This window comes from Acinetobacter zhairuonensis (assembly GCF_022601715.1).
GTDB lineage: Bacteria > Pseudomonadota > Gammaproteobacteria > Pseudomonadales > Moraxellaceae > Acinetobacter.
Genome location: NZ_JAKVIM010000033.1, coordinates 1 through 2,899, shown reverse-complemented (window position 1 = coordinate 2,899; position 2,899 = coordinate 1). Strand labels below are relative to the sequence as shown.

General features: G+C 36.7%; 3 protein-coding genes. All 3 read left to right on the top strand.

What is annotated here, in order from left to right; all coding sequences use genetic code 11:
• Positions 1 to 430: 430 nt before the first annotated feature.
• Genes MKI85_RS16860 through MKI85_RS16850 form a run of 3 tightly spaced genes read left to right on the top strand, consistent with a single transcriptional unit; the run spans position 431 to position 2,644 of the window.
• A complete protein-coding gene (locus tag MKI85_RS16860) occupies positions 431 to 934 on the top strand; it encodes a YfiR family protein (RefSeq protein ID WP_241629464.1) in 504 nt (167 codons plus the stop codon).
• A 2-nt stretch (positions 935 to 936) separates the two neighbouring features.
• Entirely contained in the window at positions 937 to 2,148 is a 1,212-nt protein-coding gene (locus tag MKI85_RS16855) for a sensor domain-containing diguanylate cyclase (RefSeq protein ID WP_241629462.1), read from the top strand.
• A 10-nt stretch (positions 2,149 to 2,158) separates the two neighbouring features.
• The gene (locus tag MKI85_RS16850) at positions 2,159 to 2,644 is read left to right on the top strand and encodes an OmpA family protein (protein ID WP_241629460.1); all 486 of its coding nucleotides are present in this window, start codon (positions 2,159 to 2,161) and stop codon (positions 2,642 to 2,644) included.
• Positions 2,645 to 2,899 lie beyond the last annotated feature (255 nt).

The following is a 2,899-nucleotide window of genomic DNA, read 5'->3' as shown; positions in this document are numbered from 1 at the left end:
CAATCAATGAAATATTTTCGATCGATCAATCAGTAAAAATCCACACAAGTTGTTCTTCATAATCTCTTAATGATCTTCTCGATGATTCGTCATCATCAAGCTAGGTCGGCTATGTTACTCTATTTTAAAACAAAGTCAACAGGTAATTTCGATATTTTTAAAACTTATTCAATCAATCTAAAAATTTAACCCTTAAGCTAAATCCTTGTTAATCAACAAGTTTTTATCTGCATCACCGCCGATGGATGTGCATTCTACAGCATTTCTGATAGCTTGCAATACCTTCTACAAAATTAACTTATCAAGCGTTGTTTTTTTAAACAAAGATACATAATTTAGAATATTCTAAATGAAAATTCATCACTATTTTTATTGATATAGATTCGCTACAATTAACAACTAAATTCACTTTTTTATAATATATTTTGAAATGGTTATCACTTTTCTAAGGGTTTTTGTACTTTTTTCCATCACAACTTTGATAGCAATACCCGTATATGCCGTTTCTGCACACAATATGTTTATTATCACGCTTTCTATCTTAAGCTATGCGAAATGGAATACTCCAACCCCAGCATTATGTGTGATTGATAATCCAAACTATGCCGTGCAATTTAATCAAGCTCTGCGCTTACAAGGCTATCACTACAAAATTTCATCAATTCGCTTAAATGAATTAGATAAATCTTCATGCAATGCAATTTTTCTATCAACCTTTTCACCACAAGAAGAACAAAAAATTATTTACAGCCAAAGAACAGATCCACCATTGTCTTTTAGTTCAACCAATCAAGATTGTGAAATCGGCAGTGCTTTCTGTCTTTATACCAAAAACAACAAAACCTCATTCAAAGTAAATCTGGATAGTTTAAGTCAATCTAAAGTAAGAGTTGACCCGCGTGTGTTGCTGCTTGCAAAGTCTACGGAGCAATAACCATGGCTATATACTCTCGCAAAACCTCATTACAATCTTTGTTTAAACGCTCGCAACTCGCCATGTTTGCTTTAACATTTTCGATTTGCACGATTATTTTTGTAGTCGTTTCAACCTACACCATGAACACCTATGCCAAACAAAGTTTAAATATTCTGGCTGAAGCTTTAAGTGAACGAATACAACCTGCGATGGTCTTCAATGACAGAATGACCATGCAGCAAATTCTAAGTGACTACACCACACAATATTCTATTCGATCTATTCAGGTGCTTGATCCAACCAATCAAGAAATTGCCAACAGTAAACAGGTTGTTCAATCTTTCCAAAGTACACAAGGGATTTTGGATCATCTGTTTTTCAAACAGCCGATTCAGATTTCAATTCGACATAATCAACAATTCTACGGTTCGATTGTGGTCTATGGCAGCTCACAAAGCTTATTAGATTTTTTCTTTAAAATTTTAATTGGCTTATGTTCTGCCATTATTTTAATTTTGTTTGCACTGCTTTGGTCTGTGCGCTCGACCTATCAATATTTGATGCAGTCCATTCACCCTTTAGTGTCAACTGCACGTGAAATTAGCGAATACAAAGCCTATCAACTACGTCTACCTCACTCTAACATCAAAGAGTTACAACAACTGAATGATGTTTTTAACGAGTTACTCGACAAAATTCAGGCATCCACGCAAAAATTACGCGCAGAAAATGATGTTCTTGCACATCAGGCATTACATGATCAGCTGACTCAACTGCCAAATCGGCATTATTTCTATCAAACATTATTATCGATCTTCGAGCAACCTGCACCCCATTCAACAGCATTATTCTTTATAGATAATAACAACTTCAAAGAAATTAATGATCGTTATGGTCATTTGGCTGGCGATGCTGTGCTGCAAGAAATGGCACGGCGCCTCAAAGATCGTTTACGACAAGATGATTTTATTGCTCGGCTTGGTGGCGATGAGTTTGCCATTCTGATTCGTAATATCAGCAAGACCGAGCATCTGGCCAAAATTAGCGAAAACCTGTTGAAATGCTGTGAACAGCCCTTGCAGTTTGAACAGCATGAAATTCACTTCAGCTTCTCGATTGGTATTGCATCTACCGAACAAGCGCATAGCCCCGAAGACCTCATCACCGCTGCCGACAGTGCAATGTATAAAGCGAAAACATTGCAACAAGGCTGGTATTTCTCTCTCCGCTAGGAACTTTACAATGACAACTTTTTCTCACCCCATGAAACTTGCACTTATTCTACTACTCAGCAGCGTTTTAAGTGCATGTGCCAGTTGGGGGCATCTCAACTACAAACAAGCGCGTATGCTTAAAAAGGAAGGTTTTATACTGACTGAAGAAGGCTGGAGTCTTCGTTTACCTGAGCGCCTTTTATTTGGTTTTGATAGCTATGAGATTAAGCCAGAACAAACGGATGAACTCACACGCCTCTCTACACAATTGCAGAAATATAAACTCAATAAAATTAAGATTGTCGGGCATACCGATGATATTGGTGATGCAGCATACAACCAAACGCTATCTGAAAAACGTGCAAATAGTGTCTCCAGTATTTTTCTAAATACTGGCTTTCAAACTAATAATCTGCAAACGATTGGACGGGGCGCTACACAGCCTTTAGTTGCAAACACTTCTGAAGAAAATCGCGCAACCAATCGCCGCGTGAATATTATTATTATCCCTTGATTCTAGAGTACTAGAATGATTGGGAATTAGACTAAAAACTAATTTATTGAGATTTAAGAGTCATCCACATGACATGTCAGGTTGTCGAGTCTTGGGCTTAGGGCTTAGACAACCTTTTTTTGGATTTTAATCAGCAAGAATACAATTGAGTGGTTCAAGAGCATTCTTGAACATGAATGAAATGTAGAAATGTAGAAATGTAGAAATGTAGAAATGTAGAAATGTAGAAATGTAGAAATGTAGAAATGTAGAAAT

Coding starts and splice junctions, on each gene's coding strand:
- MKI85_RS16860 (WP_241629464.1), top strand. CDS start 431: ATGGTTATCACTTTTCTAAGGGTTTTTGTACTTTTTTCCATCACAACT.
- MKI85_RS16855 (WP_241629462.1), top strand. CDS start 937: ATGGCTATATACTCTCGCAAAACCTCATTACAATCTTTGTTTAAACGC.
- MKI85_RS16850 (WP_241629460.1), top strand. CDS start 2,159: ATGACAACTTTTTCTCACCCCATGAAACTTGCACTTATTCTACTACTC.